The organism is Streptomyces sp. NPDC059455 (assembly GCF_042750115.1).
In the GTDB taxonomy this organism is placed as follows: domain Bacteria; phylum Actinomycetota; class Actinomycetes; order Streptomycetales; family Streptomycetaceae; genus Streptomyces; species Streptomyces endocoffeicus.
The window spans coordinates 5,004-9,014 of sequence record NZ_JBHYVB010000326.1; the positions used below are offsets into that span (position 1 = coordinate 5,004).

The 4,011-nt window shown below is 70.3% G+C and carries 4 protein-coding genes and 1 pseudogene; 1 reads left to right on the forward strand and 4 read right to left on the reverse strand.

Annotated elements, in window-relative coordinates:
• Positions 1-116 precede the first annotated feature (116 nt).
• From ACFXB5_RS50955 to lipB, 4 genes are all read right to left on the reverse strand, one after another.
• On the reverse strand, positions 117-797 hold the full coding sequence (locus ACFXB5_RS50955; protein ID WP_201856948.1) for a DUF4191 domain-containing protein: 681 nt from the start codon (positions 795-797) through the stop codon (positions 117-119).
• A 10-nt stretch (positions 798-807) separates the two neighbouring features.
• Positions 808-1,005 carry a hypothetical protein gene (locus ACFXB5_RS50960; RefSeq protein ID WP_385222260.1) on the reverse strand — a complete coding sequence of 66 codons (198 nt, stop codon included), beginning with the start codon at positions 1,003-1,005 and terminating at the stop codon, positions 808-810.
• Positions 1,006-1,259: 254 nt separating this feature from the next.
• Entirely contained in the window at positions 1,260-2,210 is a 951-nt protein-coding gene (lipA, locus tag ACFXB5_RS50965; RefSeq protein ID WP_385222263.1) for a lipoyl synthase, read from the reverse strand.
• A 211-nt stretch (positions 2,211-2,421) separates the two neighbouring features.
• Positions 2,422-3,246, reverse strand: a complete 825-nt coding sequence (gene lipB / locus ACFXB5_RS50970; RefSeq protein ID WP_385222266.1) for a lipoyl(octanoyl) transferase LipB — start codon at positions 3,244-3,246, stop codon at positions 2,422-2,424.
• 205 nt (positions 3,247-3,451) lie between these two features.
• Between lipB and ACFXB5_RS50975 the strand changes: the two are divergent.
• Positions 3,452-4,011 (forward strand): annotated as a pseudogene (locus ACFXB5_RS50975) (regulator); the annotation flags it as partial.

Genomic DNA, 4,011 nt, shown 5'->3' on the forward strand with positions numbered 1-4,011 from the left:
TCACCACCGCGCCCGCGGCGGTCGACCTCACCCCCCGCGCCGCGCCCAAGCGCCCGCGGCGGCCGGGCGGCCGGCCGCGCCCCCCCGTATTGTGTCCGTTTCGGTGCGGGAGGCGCTCAGCGCCCCTTCGGCATCCGCATCCCCTTGGGCATCGGGCCCTTCGGAATCGGCATGTTGCTCATCAGGTCGCCCAGCGCGCGCAGCCGGTCGTTCACCACCGTGACCTGTGCGCCCGGCAGCACCCGGGGGAGCTTCAGCAGCGTGGTGCGGAGCTTCTTGATCTCGACCTGGCCCTCGCCGGAGCCGACGATCACATCGTGGACCGGGACCTCCGCGACGATGCGCGCCATCTTCTTCTTCTCGGCGGCCAGCATGCCCTTGAGCCGGTTCGGGTTGCCCTCGGCGACCAGCACGACGCCCGCCTTGCCCACCGCGCGGTGGATGACGTCCTGGCTGCGGTTCATCGCCACCGCGGGGGTGACCGACCAGCCGCGGCCCACGTTCTCCAGCACCGCCGCCGCCGCGCCCGGCTGGCCCTCCATCTGTCCGAAGGCGGCCCGTTCGGCGCGGCGGCCGAAAATGATCGCCATCGCGAGGAAGGCCAGGACGAAGCCCAGGATGCCCAGGAAGATCGGGTGACCGATCCAGAAGCCGATCGCGAGAAGGACACCGAAGGTGACAATCCCCACGCCGGCGACGACAAGTGTGACCTTCGGGTCGACCCGCTTGGTCATCTTGTAGGTCAGGGCGATCTGCTTCAGACGCCCGGGGTTCTCGGATGTTTCCTTCCTCGCCATACAGCGAAGTTTACGTGGCCTGGGAAGCCCCGGTGGACACGGCCTCCAGCACGTGTTCGGCCTCGTTCCGGTCCTTGGCCCGGCGCCGGTCCTCGAGCACGGCCGTCCAGGCGTTGCGGCGGGCGGTGCGCTGCCCGCCGCGCAGCAGCAGACCCTCCAGGGCGAGGAGCGCGTCGGTGACGGACGGGCGTACGGGCGCAGCCGGCATGAGTACCCCTCGGAAGCGGCGGATGATCGCTACGCACAACGTATAAGCAGTGCGTGGCTTAATCGTTACCCAATGGTGTTACCAGTGCGTGACTGGCCGGTCAAACACCGATGAAGCCCTGCTGCGGCCCGTATTCCGCTCTTGACCTGCGGCGTTCTCGAAGCCCTCGAATCCGTGTGTGCTCGCAATCACACAGCGTGTTGCTCACACAACCGACCGCCGACGGAACGTGACGGCGGAGCGACGACGGAGAGTCAGCCGGCCTGAGAAGTCACCGCGACATTGCGCCGCTCGATGGCCTGCTGGTACAGACGGCCGGCGCGGTACGAGGAGCGGACCAGCGGGCCGGACATGACGCCCGCGTAACCGATCTCGTCCGCCTCCTCCTTGAGCTCCACGAACTCCTGGGGCTTGACCCAGCGCTCCACGGGGTGGTGGCGCGGGGACGGCCGCAGGTACTGGGTGATGGTGATCAGCTCGCAGCCCGCGTCATGGAGGTCCTGGAGCGCCTGGCTGATCTCCGCGCGCTCCTCGCCCATGCCCAGGATCAGGTTGGACTTGGTGACCAGACCGGCCTCGCGCGCCTTGGTGATCACCTCGAGCGAGCGCTCGTAACGGAAGCCGGGGCGGATGCGCTTGAAGATCCGCGGCACCGTCTCGACGTTGTGCGCGAGCACCTCGGGTCGGGCCGAGAAGACCTCGGCGAGCTGCTCGGGGACCGCGTTGAAGTCCGGGATCAGCAGCTCCACACCGGTGTCCGGCATCAGGGAGTGGATCTGGCGCACGGTCTCCGCGTAGAGCCAGGCGCCGCCGTCCTCCAGATCGTCACGGGCCACGCCGGTGATGGTGGCGTACTTCAGCTCCATGGTGCGTACGGATTCGGCCACCCGGCGCGGCTCGTCGCGGTCCAGCGCCTGCGGCTTGCCGGTGTCGATCTGGCAGAAGTCGCAGCGCCGGGTGCACTGGTCGCCGCCGATGAGGAAGGTCGCCTCGCGGTCCTCCCAGCACTCATAGATGTTCGGACAGCCCGCCTCCTGGCACACGGTGTGCAGGCCCTCCCGCTTCACCAGGCCGTGCAGCTCGGTGTACTCGGGGCCCATCTTCGCCCGGGTCTTGATCCACTCGGGCTTGCGCTCGATGGGGGTCTGGCTGTTCCGGACCTCCAGGCGCAGCATCTTGCGTCCGTCGGGTGCGACTGCGGACACGTCCGGCACTCCTCTTTGCTTGACTCTGCTTGGCGGCTCGGCGTGGCGAGTTTGCCGGCGGACTTTCGAATCGTCGGCGGTCACCAGGGTACGCCCGTGGTTCGTACGGATTTACGTCCAGGGCAACCGAACGCCGCGAGGACGCATTCCCGCAAGGGCCGTCCCGGAATGGTTGGAAACGATCGGGAACGATCCGGAACGGCCCAGGAGGTCAGACCGCTCGCGGCAGCGGGACGGAGGCCTCCAGGACGTCCCGCAGATGCCGCTCGACCACCGGCAGCACCTCGGCGATCGGCACATCCCGGCCCAGCTCCTCCGAGAGCGAGGTCACACCCGCGTCCCGGATGCCGCACGGCACGATCCGGTCGAACCAGGTGTTGTCCGGATTGCAGTTGAGCGAGAAGCCGTGCATCGTCACGCCCTTGGCGATCCGCACCCCGATGGCGGCCAGCTTGCGGTCCTCGCGGCGCTGCCCGGCGTTGGACGGGGCGTACTCCGGCCCGTTCAGCCGCGCGTCGAACTCCTCGTCCTCCAGCCGCGGGTCGAAGTCCAGCTTCAGCCCGCCGAGCGCGGGGCGCTGGTCCACCGGGTCGCCCAGCACCCACACCCCGCTGCGGCCCTCCACCCGGGTGGTCTCCAGACCGAACTCCGCACAGGTGCGCAGCAGCGCGTCCTCCAGGCGGCGGACATGCGCGATGACGTCCACCGGGCGCGGCAGCTTGAGGATCGGATAGCCGACCAGCTGGCCAGGGCCATGCCAGGTGATCTTGCCGCCGCGGTCCACGTCCACCACCGGGGTGCCGTCCAGCGGGCGCTCACTGTCGGCCGTGCGCCGCCCCGCCGTGTAGACCGGGGGGTGCTCCAGCAGCAGGCAGGTGTCGGGGATCTCGTCCGCGAAGCGGGCGGCGTGCACCCGGCGTTGCTCCTGCCACGCCTCCTCGTAGTCCACGGCATCCGCGCCGAAGCCCAGGTGGACGTAAGCCAGTGCCGGTGAACCGGGGGCCGACCCCGGGGAAGACGTGGTCACGGCGGTCACGGCAAGCTCCTTCTCGACCCGCGTCGAATGGGGTGGCGGAGCCTCGCGGCGGCGCCCCCGCCACTGTACGACCGTGTCCCCTTACGTCCGCACCCGGCTCGTTCTCACACGATCGGATGAATGCCGCCGGACGGCCGCGATCAGCCCTCGAGCGGCGGTTACATTCGCGCCGTTCCACAGAGCGATCAGGGAGACCGGCAGGCTGATGACGGAACGACCCCCGCAGCGCATTCCCAATCGTCAGCTCGCCGCGCTCATCGCAGAGGCGGGCTTCTCCAACGCCGGGCTCGCCCGGCGGGTGGACCAGCTCGGACTGGAGCACGGCCTGGACCTGCGGTACGACAAGACATCGGTGACACGGTGGCTGCGCGGACAGCAGCCGCGCGGCACCACCCCGGCGCTGATCGCCGAGGTGTTCACCCGGCGGCTGGGACGCCGGCTGACCGCCCAGGACCTGGGCCTGGACGCATGCGCGCCCGTCTACGCGGGGCTGGAGTTCGCCGCCACCCCACAGGAGGCGGTGGACATCGTCAGCGGGCTGTGGCGCAAGGACTCCGGGAGCCATGCGGAGCTGCGGAAGATCGCGTTCACCCCGGCGGGTCTTGTCGTCCCCAGCCGCGACTGGCTGATCGGACGGCCCGACGACCGGGTGGCGCGCGGCGATCCACCGGCGGGAGCCGCTCCGGCGGGGGCGCCGGTCGGAGCCGGGTCCGGGCCGGGGGCCGGGGTCGCCGGGGCGGCCGGGGCCGGGGTCGGACGGCTGCC